The organism is Ewingella sp. AOP8-B2-18 (assembly GCF_052376015.1).
GTDB lineage: Bacteria > Pseudomonadota > Gammaproteobacteria > Enterobacterales > Enterobacteriaceae > Ewingella > Ewingella allii.
This window is the reverse complement of the sequence record NZ_JBQSVB010000004.1, coordinates 287,543-301,633: the sequence shown is the minus strand read 5'-3', so window position 1 is coordinate 301,633 and position 14,091 is coordinate 287,543. Positions and strand designations below refer to the sequence as shown.

Annotated in this window: 10 protein-coding genes; 8 read left to right on the top strand and 2 right to left on the bottom strand. The window is 56.9% G+C overall.

The window, feature by feature from the left end:
* Positions 1–22 precede the first annotated feature (22 nt).
* The 6 genes from ACT3RR_RS11080 to ACT3RR_RS11055 all read left to right on the top strand — a co-directional run bounded on the left by ACT3RR_RS11080 (position 23) and on the right by ACT3RR_RS11055 (position 7,547).
* Positions 23–2,245, top strand: coding sequence for a TonB-dependent receptor (locus ACT3RR_RS11080; RefSeq protein WP_496200318.1), 2,223 nt, complete (start codon positions 23–25; stop codon positions 2,243–2,245).
* Positions 2,246–2,465: 220 nt separating this feature from the next.
* A complete protein-coding gene (locus ACT3RR_RS11075) occupies positions 2,466–4,034 on the top strand; it encodes an ABC transporter substrate-binding protein (RefSeq protein ID WP_353501940.1) in 1,569 nt (522 codons plus the stop codon).
* Positions 4,034–5,086, top strand: coding sequence for an ABC transporter permease (locus tag ACT3RR_RS11070; RefSeq protein WP_353501941.1), 1,053 nt, complete (start codon positions 4,034–4,036; stop codon positions 5,084–5,086). Before ACT3RR_RS11075 ends, ACT3RR_RS11070 begins: the two co-directional genes overlap by 1 nt.
* A 13-nt stretch (positions 5,087–5,099) precedes the next feature.
* Positions 5,100–5,969, top strand: coding sequence for an ABC transporter permease (locus ACT3RR_RS11065; protein WP_496200317.1), 870 nt, complete (start codon positions 5,100–5,102; stop codon positions 5,967–5,969).
* A complete protein-coding gene (locus ACT3RR_RS11060) occupies positions 5,959–6,873 on the top strand; it encodes an ABC transporter ATP-binding protein (RefSeq protein ID WP_051899443.1) in 915 nt (304 codons plus the stop codon). The genes ACT3RR_RS11065 and ACT3RR_RS11060 overlap by 11 nt, the downstream gene beginning before the upstream one ends.
* Entirely contained in the window at positions 6,870–7,547 is a 678-nt protein-coding gene (locus tag ACT3RR_RS11055) for an ABC transporter ATP-binding protein (RefSeq protein ID WP_353501943.1), read from the top strand. Before ACT3RR_RS11060 ends, ACT3RR_RS11055 begins: the two co-directional genes overlap by 4 nt.
* A 53-nt stretch (positions 7,548–7,600) precedes the next feature.
* Here ACT3RR_RS11055 and ACT3RR_RS11050 read toward each other — a convergent pair whose 3' ends face one another.
* Complete coding sequence (locus tag ACT3RR_RS11050) at positions 7,601–9,562, bottom strand: glycoside hydrolase family 3 protein (protein WP_496200368.1); 1,962 nt, start codon at positions 9,560–9,562, stop codon at positions 7,601–7,603.
* A 256-nt stretch (positions 9,563–9,818) separates the two neighbouring features.
* On the opposite strand from ACT3RR_RS11050, the gene ACT3RR_RS11045 reads away from it, so the two are divergent.
* Positions 9,819–11,393 (top strand): ABC transporter substrate-binding protein, encoded by a 1,575-nt coding sequence (locus ACT3RR_RS11045; RefSeq protein WP_496200316.1) that lies wholly within the window; start codon positions 9,819–9,821, stop codon positions 11,391–11,393.
* Between the two features lie 74 nt (positions 11,394–11,467).
* Here ACT3RR_RS11045 and ACT3RR_RS11040 read toward each other — a convergent pair whose 3' ends face one another.
* Positions 11,468–13,195 carry an alpha-amylase family glycosyl hydrolase gene (locus ACT3RR_RS11040; protein WP_496200315.1) on the bottom strand — a complete coding sequence of 576 codons (1,728 nt, stop codon included), beginning with the start codon at positions 13,193–13,195 and terminating at the stop codon, positions 11,468–11,470.
* A gap of 218 nt (positions 13,196–13,413) precedes the next feature.
* On the opposite strand from ACT3RR_RS11040, the gene ACT3RR_RS11035 reads away from it, so the two are divergent.
* On the top strand, positions 13,414–14,079 hold the full coding sequence (locus ACT3RR_RS11035) for a DUF998 domain-containing protein (protein WP_496200314.1): 666 nt from the start codon (positions 13,414–13,416) through the stop codon (positions 14,077–14,079).
* The last annotated feature ends 12 nt before the right edge of the window (positions 14,080–14,091 follow it).

The following is a 14,091-nucleotide window of genomic DNA, read 5'->3' as shown; positions in this document are numbered from 1 at the left end:
TTTTGTTCATTGGGGAACCTCTATGCAAACGTCACACCGCACACCGTCGGCGGGTCGCCTGACCCGTAGCCTATTATCCGTGCTTATCTGTTCGGCTATCACTGCACCTCTGGCCCACGCCGCTGCGCCATCGCCAGCTGCGCCAGACAGCGCGAGCAGCCTAAAGGGAGAAGATACCCTGACCGTCACCGCCGTGGCGGATGACTTCAAGGCTGGGGGCAACACCCCGGTGCCAGCCTATCTTGACGGCGGCGTGGCGAACGGTGGAAGGTTGGGGATCTTGGGCGAGCAGGATGCTAAAAACGTGCCGTTCAACGTGATTAGCTTCACCGACAAACTGATTCAGGACCAGCAGGCGCGCTCGCTGGCCGACGTGCTGAGCAACGATGCCTCTGTGCAGAGCGGCTACGGCTACGGCAACTTCTCCGAAACCTTTATGGTGCGCGGCTTCTCGCTCAATGGCGATGATATCTCCTACGGCGGCATGTACGGCGTGCTACCGCGTCAGGTGGTCGCCAGCAACTTCGCTGATCGCGTCGAGCTGTTTAAAGGCTCCAACGCCTTTATCAACGGCGTCACGCCAGGCGGCAGCGGGGTAGGCGGTGCGATTAACGTCGAACCAAAACGCGCCTCTTCCGCACCACTCACTCGCGTCACGATGGATTACACCAGCTCCTCGCAGATTGGCACCGGCATTGACGTCGGCCGCCGCTTTGGCGACAACGATCAGTGGGGCGTGCGGGTCAACGCCCTGCACCGCGAAGGGGACGCGGCGGTGGACGATGAATATCGCCGTACGACCCTTGGCTCTATCGGTCTGGACTATCGCGGCGATCGTTTCCGCAGCTCACTCGACCTTGGCTATCAAAAGCAGGTCGTCGGCAATGGCCGCCCGCCGGTGTATCTCAGCCCGACGCTGACCAAAGTTCCAGATGCGCCATCATCAACCCTTAACTACGCGCAGCCCTGGTCGAACACCCATACCGAGAACGAATTCGGCATGTTGAAAGGGGAGTATGACCTCACCGACCACTGGACGGCCTACGCCGGGCTGGGTGCCAGCCATGCGCACGAAACCGGCGATTACGCCTCGCCAACCGTGACCGATGTTAATGGAAACGGCACCATTGGACGCCTCAGCGTGCCTTACTTCGCCGATCGCATCTCCACCATGGCGGGGCTGCGCGGCGACTTCGACACCGGCTTTGTGTCGCACAAGGTTAACGTCGGCTTCTCCAGCGTCTATGTGAAGACTCGCACCAGCTACACCATGCCGAAAACCGCCGATCGCGGACCGTTCAACCTCTATGATCCTGAGCCTATAAACTACCCGCCAACCAGTTTTACCGGCGGCCATATGGATGACCCGAAAGTGCGTAACCGCAGCCGCAGCAGTGGCATCGCGGTTTCTGACACCCTGGGCGTGTTGGATGACAAAGTGTTGTTGACGCTGGGGGCGCGCCGCCAAGAGGTTCTGACGCGTGGTTACACCTATGACGGCGTGCAGAATGCGGCCTTCGACGACACTAAGGTCACTCCGGCTTACGGCCTGTTGGTCAAGCCGTGGGAGCATGTCTCGCTCTACGCCAACCACATAGAGGGCCTTCAGCCGAGCGACCCAGCGCCAAGCTCGGCGTCCAACGCTGGCGCGGTATTCCCGGCCATTACCTCGAAACAAAATGAAGTGGGCGCTAAGTTTGACTTCGGCACTCTCGGCGGCTCGCTGGCGCTGTTTGAAATCAAAAAACCGGCCTCTTACACCAATAGCGTGACGCGCGAATATGGCCTGTACGGCATGCAGCGCAACCGTGGCGTCGAACTGAGCGTGTTTGGTGAGCCGATGTACGGCGTGCGCCTGCTGGGCAGCGCCATGTGGCTTAAGCCGGAGCTGACGGACACCAACGGTGGCCTGAATGATGGTAACGACGCCATCGGCGTGCCGAATTATCAGGTGGTGTTCGGCGGCGAGTGGGATGTCCCGCGCGTGCAGAACGTGACGCTGACCGGCAAGGTGATCCGCACCGGCTCGCAGTATCTCAATGAAGCCAACACGCAAAAAATAGATGCCTGGACTCGCCTCGACCTGGGCGTGCGTTACGCTATGCCGATGCAGGAACATACTCTGACATGGCGCGCCAATCTGGAAAACGTCACCAATGAGAACTATTGGGCTTCGGCCACCGGCGGCTATTTGACGCAGGGCACGCCGCGCCAGTTTAAACTCTCCGCCACCTACGATTTCTAATCGCCAATGCCTCCCCTAACGGGGGAGGCAAGGCTTTTTGGCACCTTTCCCTCCTCACTTTGATACTGAACATATGGCTAAACGCCGCTTTAATAACCATACTCATAATCTTATGCGATAAAAGCATAAGGTTAGTCGTTAAACGACTTTCTTGTGAGTTAGCGACTCACATACACTCAGGAAATTATTAGCAATTTCGCTATGTTGGAGAGTCATCACCATGAAAGCCTTTATCCCTTCCGTTCTGTTCGCGGCTATCGCGGCCAGCTTTACCGTTCAGGCCGCCACGCCGGCGAATACCTTGGTTATTGCGCAATCTATCGATGACACGTCAAGCTTTGACCCGGCGCAGGGCTTTGAGCTGACCACCGTGCAGGCGTTCAACAATATTTATCAGCGCTTGGTGCAGTCAGACCCGAATAACCCAATCGATTTAAAACCGACGCTGGCGACCTCGTGGGAAGCAGGCAAAGACAACCGCAGCCTGACCTTTACCCTCGACCCTAAAGCCGTGTTCGCCAGCGGCAACCCGCTGACCGCCGACGACGTGATTTTCTCCCTGTCTCGCGTGGTGAAGCTCAACCTCGAGCCATCCTTCGTGCTGACCCAGCTGGGTTGGGATGCCAAAAACGTCGACAGCTTCCTGACCAAAGTTGACGATCACCACGTGAAGGTGAGTTGGACCGCCAACGTCAGCCCGAACTTCGTGCTGAGCCTGCTCTCTGCGCCGGTTTCTTCCATCATCGACAGCAAGCAGGTTAAAGAGAATGCCAAAGGCACCGACCTTGGCCATGAGTGGCTGGCCAGCCATTCCGCGGGCAGCGGCCCGTACAAAATCCGCACCTATGTGCCGCATGAAGTGGTGGTGCTCGACGCCAACCCAAGCTCGCCAGAGGGCGCGCCTAAGTTGAAAACCATCTTGATCAAAAACGTGCCGGATCCGGCTGCTCGCCGCCTGCTGATTGAGCAGGGCGATGCCGATATGGCGCGTAACCTCGGTGCTGACCAAATGGCCGCGCTGGAAGGCAAAAAGGGCGTGAAGCCGCTGGCGATCCCTTACGCGTCACTGTACTTCCTGCAATTTAATGCTAAAGCCTCTCCAGCCTTGGGCAATCCGGCATTTTGGGAAGCAGCGCGCTACCTGTTTGACTACAAACACATCGCCCACGATCTGATGAAAGACACCTTCCAGGTGCATCAGGCGTTCCTGCCAGAGGGCTATCTTGGCGCGCTGAATGACAACCCTTACACCTATGACCCAGCCAAGGCTAAAGCCATTCTGGAAAAAGCCGGGCTGAAAAACGTCACCTTCACCATTTCAACCTCCAACCAACCGCCGTATTTGGACATCGCTCAAGCCTTGCAGGCGAGCTTCGCGCAGGGCGGGGTGACGGTGAAACTGGATCCGGGCCTGAGCCAGCAGATTTCTACCAAGGTTAAAGCCCACGAGTACGACGCGTACATGTCCTCATGGGGCCCGGACTACTTCGACCCGAACACTAACGCCTCGGCCTTTGCCTATAACGCAGAGAATGGCGGCCAGACGCTGGCATGGCGCGCCAACTGGTCAATTCCAGAGTTGAATAAACTGACGCTGGCGGCGACCGCCGAGCCTGATCAAGCTAAACGCGTGGCGGATTACCGTAAACTGCAATTAGAAGTGCAGAAAAGCTCGCCGTTCGTGATTGGTTTGCAGGCCAAGAGCCTGATTGCCGTGCGTGACAACATTCAGGGCTACGTGCAGGGTATCAACCCTGACATGGTCTTCTACAGCAAGGTCACTAAGTAATGACTGATAGTTCAACACCCGCCGGATTCGTCCGGCAGGGTTGGCGCTGGTCAGGCCGTCTGCTGACCGGCCTGATTTCACTGGCGCTGACGCTGCTCGGCCTGCTGGCGTTTACCTTTACGCTTTCCCACCTCGCGCCGATTGACCCCACGCTGCAAGTGGCTGGCGACCACGCCAGCGAATCGACTTACGCCCAGATCCGCAAAGATCTCGGGCTGGATCAGTCGGTGCCGGTGCAGTTTGGTCGCTATGTTGAGCATCTGGCTCACGGCGATATGGGTATGTCGCGCATCACGGCGCAGCCGGTAGCGAGTGATTTGGCGCGCACCTTCCCGGCTACCGTCGAGTTAGCTACCTGCGCCATCATCTTCGGCGCTTTCTTTGGTATTTCGCTGGCGCTGCTGGCGGTATGGAAACCGGGAAGCTGGCTGGATAACGCCGCGCGGCTGATTTCGCTGCTCGGCTATTCGGTGCCGATTTTCTGGCTCAGCCTGCTAGGGCTGCTGCTGTTTTACGCCGTGCTGCACTGGGCCGGCGGGCCGGGGCGGCTGGACGATGTGTATCTCTATAGCATGGAGCCAAAAACCGGTTTTGTGCTGATTGACACCTGGCTGTCCGGCGATCGCGAGATGTTCTTCAACGCTATCAGCCACCTGTGGCTACCGGTAACCGTGTTGGCTCTGCTTTCCATGGCGGGGATCACCCGCCTGCTGCGCGCCTCAATGCTGGGCGAAATGAACAAAGAGTATGTGATTCTGGCGCGCTCGAAGGGCGCTGGCCGGGGCCGCGTGCTGCTGCGTCACGTCTTCCCTAACGTTTTGGGTACGCTCATCACCGTGTTAACGCTCTCCTACGCCAGCCTGCTGGAAGGGGCGGTATTAACTGAAACGGTATTTGCCTGGCCGGGCGTGGGGCGCTATCTGACCACCGCGCTGTTTGCTGCCGACACGCCAGCGATTCTCGGCGCGACGCTGCTGATTGGCACCTGTTTCGTGCTGCTCAATGCGCTGGCAGATGCTCTGACTTACCTTCTTGACCCGCGAACCCGATAAGTGGCTGACTGATATGACTCAACTTATTCCTGACCAGCCAACGCAGGTCGATGCCTCGACCGAATGGCGTCCGGCAAGGCGTATCACCACCTTGTCGATTGGCACCGTGCTGGTCATCATCCTGATTGCCTGCGCGCTGCTCGCGCCGCTGCTGGCACCTTACGACCCGAACATTCAGCATATTGAATTTCGCCTGCTGCCGCCGTCTGCCGAGCACTGGCTGGGCACTGACGGCTTTGGCCGTGATTTGCTCTCCCGCGTGATTTACGGCGCGCGGCCTACGCTGCTGCTGGTGTCGCTGATCCTGATCCTGACCATCCCCATTGGCCTGCTGGTAGGGATCAGCGCCGGTTATATCGGCGGCTGGTATGAGCGCATTGTTATGCGCCTGACCGACATCGTGCTGTCGCTGCCAAGCCTGGTTATCGCGCTGGCGCTGGTGGCCATTCTTGGTCCGGGCTTGATGAATGGTGCGCTGGCGCTGGCTTTCACCAGCTGGCCGCCGTTTGCCCGTCAGGCGAGGGCGGAGACGCTGGCGCTGCGCCGCAGTGACTATCTGGCGGCGGCGCGTATGCAGGGCATTGGCGGCTTACGCCTGATGTTCGGCCATATTCTGCCGCTGTGCCTGCCTAGCGCCGTGGTGCGCGCGGCGCTGAGCCTCGGCGGCATTATCCTGGCCTCTGCCGGTTTGGGCTTCCTCGGCATGGGCATCCAGCCACCGACCGCCGAATGGGGTTCGATGGTTGCCGAGGGCAGTAAAGTGATTTTCGACCAGTGGTGGGTCGCCGCCGCGCCGGGCGGTGCCATCCTGTTCGCCAGTCTGGCATTCAACCTGCTGGGCGATGGCCTGCGTGACAAAATGGACCCGCGACATGGCAAATGATTTCGAGAAGAACCAACAAAAGACGCTGCACAATGACGTGCTTGTTGCCAAAGACCTGACGGTCTATCTGCCCGGCCCGCGCCCGGTGGAGCTGGTGAAGTCGCTCTCTTTCAGCGTCGGCAAAGAGCGCGTGGCGCTGGTGGGGGAGTCCGGCTCGGGCAAATCCTTAACCGCCCGCGCCCTGATGGGCCTGTTGCCGCACCCGTGCGAAGTGCGCGCCAGCCAGTTAACCTTGGGCGACCAAGACCTGCTAACCCTGCGCGAACGCCAGTGGAACCAGCTGCGCGGTAATCGCGTCTCCATGGTGATGCAGGATCCGAAACACGCTCTCAACCCGTCGCAGCCTATTGGCTGGCAGGTGGAGGAGCCGCTGCGTCTGCACACTCGCCTTGGTCGCAAAGAGCGGCAGGAGAAGGTGCTGGAGATGCTTAACGCCGTGGGCCTGCCAGACCCGAAACGCCTGTGCAAGCAGTATCCCCACCAGCTTTCCGGCGGCATGGGACAGCGCGTGATGCTGGCGATTGCTCTGATCAATGATCCACAGTGGCTGATTGCCGACGAACCGACCTCGGCGCTGGACTTTGACATGCGCGAGCAGGTGCTGGGCTTGATTGAGCGTCTGGTGGAGCAGCGCAACATGGGGCTGATTTTGATTAGCCACGACTTGCAGCAGGTGTCGCAGTTCTGCGAACGCGTGCTGGTGATGTACAAGGGCGACCTGCTGGATGAACTGCCAGCTGACCAACTGGCGCACGCCACGCACCCTTACACTCACACTCTGTGGTCATGCCGTCCGAGCAAGTTCACCCACGGCGAGCGCCTGCCGGTGCTTGACCGCGCGCTGCTTGAGTCATTGAAATCCGCTTCATCGAAAGATGCTTCCTCACAGGAGCCACAGCCATGAGTCAGGTCGTTGCTGAATTAGACCACCTCAGCGTTTCACACCGTCACGGCTATGAGCTGCGCACCGTGGTGCATGACGTGCGTCTGAGCATTAAGCAGGGCGAGTGTTTTGGCCTAGTCGGCCCGTCAGGCTGTGGTAAGTCCTCGCTGCTTTGGGTGTTGGCTGGGTTAAATGGCCAGTGGGAAGGTGACTTAACCATGCTCGGTCAGAAGCTGGTGCCGGGTAAGCCGTTCACCGGCAGCCTGCGCCGCGACGTACAGATGGTGTTTCAGGACCCCTATGCCTCGCTGCACCCGAAACATCGCCTCAGCCGCACCTTGGCTGAGCCGCTGAAAATCTTGAAAGAGCAGGATATCGAGCAAAAAATTGCCGAAGGTTTTCGTCAGGTAGGACTCGATCCCAGCCTGATGAGTCGCTATCCACATCAGCTTTCCGGCGGCCAGCGCCAGCGCGTGGCAATCGTTCGCGCTCTGCTGCTTAAGCCGAAATTGCTGCTGCTGGATGAGCCGACGTCGGCGCTGGATATGTCGGTGCAGGCTGAAATCCTCAATCTTCTCAATGACCTGAAAGCCTCAACCGATCTGACCATGCTGCTGGTAAGCCACGACGCCGATGTGATTGACCACATGTGTGACAGGGCGGTGCATATGGCGAAAGGGCATATTGTCGGGTGATGTAGTCTACCGGCCCTAGCGCGAGGTAAGCGAGCGTTAGGGCCGGTGACTCATTAGCGCGCTAGCCCAAAACCAATTTCATACAGCGGCGATTGGCTGTCGTGCGGCATATCGGACTGCTGCTTGAGCACGGCTTCCATGGAGAAAGGTAGCTCGAAAGGCAGCTTGCCGGTGAAGGCTTCGCTGCTGGTCAAGTGGCTAAACAGCACCGAATCACTGACCCCAAAATTGCCGATAATGGCTTTGGCTTTATCTTGTACATTGGTCAAAATCGCCGGGCGATCCAGATACAGGCTAACCACCGTCGGGACGTGCTTACTGGCATTAATGATTGCCCGATAATCGGCATTGTCCTCAGTAAAGGCCAGCGAACCTTCATGATGGCGTTTGCCAAAGAACCAGTTCTGATGCAGCTTTTCATATGGCGCCTGGGCGCGGATCAGCGCGACATCGGCCTTTTCCGGCGAGTCGACGACGGTAAATCCTGCGTCCTGTGCCGCTTTCGCCGCCACGCCGTACAGCCAGATTTTTTTGCCTTTTTTCAGAGGTAAAATGGCGTCTTTGTTCTGCAACAGCACCAGCGAGCGCCACTGTGCGGCATCGGCCTCTTTCTGCCAGTCAGCCCGACCCACGGTTTGCGCGGCTTTCTGCACATCAACGTACGGATTTTCAAACAGGCCGGTTTGGAATTTTTGCTGCAGAATGCGCACCACGGACTCGTCAAGCCGCTGTTCGGTCAGCTGTTTTTCATTGACTGCGTTGACCAAAAGCTGGGAGTCGGTTACGCCGCCAAACTGATCGATACCGGCTTTCACCGCCTTAACAAAACGCTGCTGGGGAGTGAGCTGCTCGACGCCCCACGACATTCCGCCAGGTACCGGTTCTTTGCCGTCCGGCTCGCCGTTGATACACACCTCATCGCAGTCATTGGTGATCAGCCAGTCGCTAAGGATCACGCCCTTAAAGCCATATTGCCCGCGTAAAATATCCGTCAGTAGCTGGTGGCTAAAGCCCGCGCCGACCTGCTCCAGCGGTTTGCCCTCAATCGATACATCTTTCAGGATGGAGTAGGTGGGCATGACGCCAGCAACTTGAGATTCAAACGCGCCGGTGAAGGGGTAAATATGCTCTTTAAGATTGTTGCTGGGGAAAACGGCGTTCTTACCATAAACGCTGTGGCTGTCGAAGCCGTTTTCCGCCGCGCCATAGCCCACCCAGTGTTTAACCACCGAGATAACGCTGCCCTGATTCAGCCCGCTGTTGCCGTTTTGCATACCCGCAATGTAGCCACGCACCATGTTATGGACGCGAGCCGGATCTTCGCCAAAGGTGCCGCTGATTCGCGCCCAGCGGGGTTCGGTCGCCAGATCGGCCTGCGGAGACAAGGCTTCTCTAATTCCCACTGCCAGATATTCCTGACGGACAATATCGGCATAGCGGCGAGTGGTTTTTTCATCGCCGATGGCGGCCAGGCCCAGTGTTTCCGGCCATTTGGTGAATTTACCAGCTGATGAGCTGGCACCCACTAAATACTCAAACGCGTTGCGGGGATCACTGCTGATGGTGATGGGAATACCCAGCCGCGTTCCTTCGGCAATCTGTTGAAGTTTGTTATTTTCTTCGGCCATCGCCGCCGGATCCTCCCCGGTTAAACGGGTGATCAGGCTATTCACCTTGGCCCCGGCAATCATCTGTTTCGCAGCGTCAAGATCATAGTTGCTACCCGCGCCGATAGGGCTGTTAGCCGTGGGGGCAGAGCCGTGCATCATCACCCCGGCTTTTTCTTCCAGCGTCATGCGCTTCACCAGATCCGCTGCGCGCATCTCCGGCGTCAGCCGCCAGTCTTCATAAGGTTCCAGTTTTCCCGAATGATTGAGGTCTTTGAACTTCAACCCATCGACGGTCAACAGGGTGACATCGCGCTGGCTGAGTTCGGGCTGATCATCATTGGCGAAAGCCGAAGGGGTGGAGAGCAGTAAGGCCGAAACGGCGAGGCTCAGCGGTGTGATTTTCATCATTATCATCCTTAATAGTTGATTTATATACAAACAAGCCGCTCAGTAATAACCTACTTAGGGGATTGATATTGCGATAGAAGTCGCATATCCGAGGTGGCCGAAAAATCAGCACCAGCCTTTAACCGCGCTTTAAATTTGGCTTAACGCCGCCTTAGCTAATTTTCTGAATTATATTGCTTAATTTCATGGTTTTGCCTTGGAGTGAGTGTCCTTACACTCGAAAAACACTTAATTTTTCGGGAGTTTTGCCTTCATGAAAGTTCGTCTTCCTTCTTTGCTTTTCTTGGCCGTTGCGGCGGCGTTCAGTGCTCATGCGGCGACGCCGAAAGATACGCTGGTGATCGCCAGCACCCTTGAGGGCATTATCAGTCTCGACCCCGCTGAAAGCTTTGAAACCGTGAGTTCGGGGAATTTAATCAATATTTATCAGCAGATTGTCTCACCAGACCGCCAGCACCCTGACACGCTGGACCCTGACGTGGCCTCAAGCTGGACCAAAGGCGATAGCGAACACAGTTTGGTGTTTACCATCAAGCCGGGAGCGAAGTTCGCCAGCGGCAATCCGGTGACGGCGGATGACGTGATTTACTCTTACACCCGCGCGGTGAAACTCAACAAAAGCCCGTCGTTTATCCTCGGCGAGCTGGGCTGGACGCCGGACAACGTTGATGCCCAATTCAAAAAAGTGGGTGACGATAAGCTGCAAATCAGCTGGCCGGCGGATATCGGCAGCGAGCTGGTGCTGCGCGTGCTGACTGCGCCGGTGGCGGCGATTGTCGACAGCAAACTGGTGAAATCCCACGCGGAAAATAACGACTTCGGCAACAGCTGGTTGCGCTCTCGCTCGGCGGGCAGCGGTGCCTTTGAAGTGCGCAACTACGTGCCGCATGAGGCGCTGGTGCTGAAACGTAACCCGAATGCGCACCCTCTGGCGAAGCTAGAAAACGTGCTGTTTAAAAACGTCGCGGACCCGGCAACCCGCCGCCTGTTGGTGCTAAACGGCGATGCCGACATTGCCTATGACTTGGGTGCCGACCAGTTCGCCTCGCTGCAAAAAGAGAAGGGCGTGCGCGTCTCTGAATTCCCGGCGGCCAAGGTGTTCTATCTGGCCTTCAACACCGGCGACACCTCTCAGCCCGCGCTGAACAACCCGGCGCTGTGGCAAGCGGCTCGCTGGCTGGTGGACTACAAAGGCATCTCGCAAGACCTGCTGAAAGGCCAATACGCCATTCACCAAACCTTCCTGCCGGACGGTCTGGCTGGGGCGATTGACGACCAGCCGTTCAAGCTGGATGTCGCCAAAGCGAAAGAGATCCTGAGCAAAGCGGGTATCGCCGAAGGCACCAAAATTGACCTGCTGGTGATCAACCAGCCGCCCTATTCGGATATCGCCCAGTCGCTGCAAGCCAGCTTCGCCAAGGCGGGAATTAACTTAGTGGTACATCCGCTGGTGGAAAGCGACGTGCTGACTCGCATGCGTGCGCACAAATTCCAGTCCATCTTCACCTACTGGGGCGCGGATTATCTCGACCCGAATACCAACGCCAGCACCTTTGCCTATAACGTGCCGGACGGCCCGAAAACTCTGGCCCAGCGTATTCAATGGGTGATCCCGGAAATCAGCAAGCAGACCCGCGAAGCGGCGGCAGAGTCTGACCCAACCAAACGTCTGGCGCGCTACGCCGATCTGCAACGTGAAATACAGAACAACTCGCCATTCGTGGTGGCGCTGCAAAGTAAACTACTGGTGGCTTTACGTAACAACGTAACGGGCGCCAGCCAGAACGTCGCGGGTAGCCAGCTGTATTTGGATACGGTGAATAAATAAAAGTAGAGTGAAAGATAAAAAGCCCCGCGATGTTTAGCGGGGCTTTTTGCTTAAGTGGTAAAGCTTTTAGTAGCTTAATCCAGTTTATAAACCTGCGCAGAAATTGCGCCAGCGTGGATGGCATCGCTTTGCTCGCCCGGCTTATAGCTGCCTTGGGTGTTATCTCCGGCCACCAGTTTGGCGGTTTTTACCTTCAACGCGGGGACGGAAACATCGCGCGGCTGCTCGCTTGGGTTGAGCACCACCAGATAGCGGTCGTCGCCCGAGGAGCGCAAATAGACCATCGGGTAGGGCTGATTGACGTCGCTCACCAGCTTCCAGTCGCCATCTGCCGACAGCGCCGGACTGTCTTTGCGCAGCGTCAGTAGCTGGCGGGTGTAGTTGAGCAGCGAGGCAGGGTCTTTGTCCTCTTTGGCCACCGTCGGGCGATTAGCGTCTTTATCTACCGGCAGGTAGAGATTCCAATAATCCGCCGTGGAGAATCCGGCGTTTTTCGAGTCATCCCATTGCATTGGCGTCCTTGAACCCGCGCGGTTCTTAGTGGCGCGCCCCTGACTGCCTTCTTTATTCCACAGCCCGGTCTGGAATTTCATCCCAATCTCATCGCCATAGTAGATAAACGGCGTGCCCGGCATGGTGAGGAAGAAGGTCATGGTGACTTTCAGCTGGTCGAGGGTGTTACGGTCACCGGCGTTCAGGCGCTGAATATCATGGTTGCCGGTCGGCAGCGAGATATAGCTCTTGCCCTTGGTGGCGTTGTATTGCTCGGTGTAAAGATCGTACCACTCCTTGATTTGGCCTTTGCCCTGCTTGGCGAAGTAGCTGACCTGCGGCTCGAACTCGCCGCCGACCTTGTTAAAGAACAGCGAGGAGAAGTTATATTTGCCGGTGTGCATCATGAAATCGATGTTGAACCCGGCGGCGGAGGACTCCTTCGGGTTGCTCCATTCGGAGATAAGCACGCCTTCGGGATACTTGGCTTTGTACCATGAGGAGATGTCCTGCCAGACTTTGATGGAGGCCAGTTTGCCCGGATCGTTTTTCACCACGCTGGAGGCCATATCCACGCGGAAGCCGTCGGCACCCTTGTCCATCCAGAACGCGATAATGTTTTCGATTTCGCGGCGTACCGCCATCGGGCCGGGGGCGTCAATTGGCTGCTCCCACGCGTGTTGCGGATTCGGATTGGCGTAGCCGTAGTTCAGCGCTGGCTGGGAATCGTAGTAGTTTTTGATATAAAACGGCGAGCGACCTGAGTCGGTTTTTACAAAGCTATCTTCACCAATCACGCCGCTGATTTGGTCTTTCTGTTTTCCTTTTACGTCGTCAGGAATTCTGTCTGGCCAGATGTAGTAGTCGCTGTAGCGTTGGTCCGGGCCTTTTTTCGATTCTAAAAACCAAGCATTTTGGTCGGAAGTGTGTCCCGCCACCAAGTCCAAACAGACGCGCAGGCCGCGCTTATGGGCTTCTTCCACCAGTCGTTTGAAGTCGGCGTTGGTGCCAAAGCGTTTGTCGATGGAGTAGAAGTCGGTGATGTCATAGCCGCCGTCTTTGAATTCAGAGGAGAACATCGGGTTGAACCACAGGGTGTTCACGCCGATGGATTTTATGTAATCCAGCTTGTCGATCACTCCCTGAATGTCGCCGACGCCGTCGCCGTTAGAATCTTTAAATGAGGAGGGGTAAATCTGGTAAAAAACCGCTTTGCTGACCCATTCTGGGGCGTCGTTTTGGGCCTGCGCCTGCCCAGAAATTGCCGCGACGGCTAACGCGGTGAATATCGCAATGCTATGCTTCTTCATGTCACTTTCTCCTGAGTAAAAAAATAATAAAAAGTACTAATCGTGTTTCATTTTTAATACGAGGAGTTATGACAGTAGCAGCTATTTAGCCACGTCATTTCAATAGGCTAGGACAGAGCATAGCTTTGTGAGTAGGGTCACAATCAATGATCGCGCTAATGAAATGTTGCAAGTTGATAGAGGTTTTATCAGCTGAACTTTGAAGATTTAAGGGGCTTATGCAGCAGGTAAATAAGAGTCAAATTGGCGGCGCGCTGAGCTTTATGCTTGGCGGGCTGATCTACTTATTGGCAGAGAAAATCGCCGCGCTGGGTTGGCGGCAACCGGCCTACAGCTACGTTAATAATTACATTAGCGATCTGGGGGTTGCCGAGTGCGGCGTGATGCCGGACGGACGAGACATTTGCTCGCCGCTGTATGGGGTGATGAACGCCGGTTTTGCGATAGAAGGCGTGCTGTTTTTCATCGCCTGCTGGCTTTTGCGGCCGTTGTTTAGCGGCCTGTCGGCAAGGCTGATGCTGCTGTTTGGCCTGCTGCACGGCGTAGGCGGAATTCTTATTGCCCTGTTCCACAGTGAACCTTCAGACACTGTTTTTCATGGCGTGTCGCTGCATCAGTTCGGCGCATTTCTGGCGATCGTCGGCGGGAATCTGACCTTGCTGTGCGCGGGCTGGAGCCAGTGGAATAAAGCCTCTTGGCTGATTTTCAGCAGGTTAAGCTGGCTGTTGGGCATTTTCGGTTTGCTCAGCCTGGTGGTGCTAACGCGGGGTATTTTACCCACCGGCATTGCTGAGCGAGGCTCGGTTTACAGCATCACGTTTTGGCAAATTTTTACCGGCATCTCTCTGCTGGCGGTGCGGGGAAATAAGCAGCAGGCGGCCTGAAACCGCCTGCCA

What these genes read in the sequence shown, in the direction of transcription:
- ACT3RR_RS11080 (WP_496200318.1), top strand. Translation starts at nt 23, where the DNA reads ATGCAAACGTCACACCGCACACCGTCGGCGGGTCGCCTGACCCGTAGC.
- ACT3RR_RS11075 (WP_353501940.1), top strand. Translation starts at nt 2,466, where the DNA reads ATGAAAGCCTTTATCCCTTCCGTTCTGTTCGCGGCTATCGCGGCCAGC.
- ACT3RR_RS11070 (WP_353501941.1), top strand. Translation starts at nt 4,034, where the DNA reads ATGACTGATAGTTCAACACCCGCCGGATTCGTCCGGCAGGGTTGGCGC.
- ACT3RR_RS11065 (WP_496200317.1), top strand. Translation starts at nt 5,100, where the DNA reads ATGACTCAACTTATTCCTGACCAGCCAACGCAGGTCGATGCCTCGACC.
- ACT3RR_RS11060 (WP_051899443.1), top strand. Translation starts at nt 5,959, where the DNA reads ATGGCAAATGATTTCGAGAAGAACCAACAAAAGACGCTGCACAATGAC.
- ACT3RR_RS11055 (WP_353501943.1), top strand. Translation starts at nt 6,870, where the DNA reads ATGAGTCAGGTCGTTGCTGAATTAGACCACCTCAGCGTTTCACACCGT.
- ACT3RR_RS11050 (WP_496200368.1), bottom strand. Translation starts at nt 9,562, where the DNA reads ATGAAAATCACACCGCTGAGCCTCGCCGTTTCGGCCTTACTGCTCTCC.
- ACT3RR_RS11045 (WP_496200316.1), top strand. Translation starts at nt 9,819, where the DNA reads ATGAAAGTTCGTCTTCCTTCTTTGCTTTTCTTGGCCGTTGCGGCGGCG.
- ACT3RR_RS11040 (WP_496200315.1), bottom strand. Translation starts at nt 13,195, where the DNA reads ATGAAGAAGCATAGCATTGCGATATTCACCGCGTTAGCCGTCGCGGCA.
- ACT3RR_RS11035 (WP_496200314.1), top strand. Translation starts at nt 13,414, where the DNA reads ATGCAGCAGGTAAATAAGAGTCAAATTGGCGGCGCGCTGAGCTTTATG.